1 protein-coding gene is annotated in these 280 nt (G+C 65.4%); it reads right to left on the bottom strand.

The features are described from left to right. On the bottom strand, window positions 1–280 hold a 280-nt coding region (locus tag AAEZ09_RS28095; protein ID WP_502947604.1), incomplete at both ends, for an oxidoreductase.

The following is a 280-nucleotide window of genomic DNA, read 5'->3' as shown; positions in this document are numbered from 1 at the left end:
TCTGTCGTGCATCGGCACTGGACAGCGCCCGCGGCATCGAGGGCTCCACAAGCGCGCCCTCGCCCGGTCCCGTTTCGATAAAGACTTTGACGTTGGTCGCCGGAATGGCGGACGGCGCAACAGGTTGCGCACCACCGGGTTGCAGCGAGGTGTGCGAGACACGGCCGACATGCCACAGCTGGGCGAAAATCACACCGCCCTCGTCATGCACCGCCTGGGTAACGGCCTTCCAGCCCTCAACCTGCTCAGGGCTGTGAATTCCGGGCGTCCAGGCATACCC

Source organism: Pseudomonas sp. 65/3-MNA-CIBAN-0223 (assembly GCF_040310425.1).
Taxonomy (GTDB): Bacteria; Pseudomonadota; Gammaproteobacteria; order Pseudomonadales; family Pseudomonadaceae; genus Aquipseudomonas; species Aquipseudomonas gregormendelii.
This window is presented reverse-complemented; position numbering and strand designations above follow the sequence as displayed.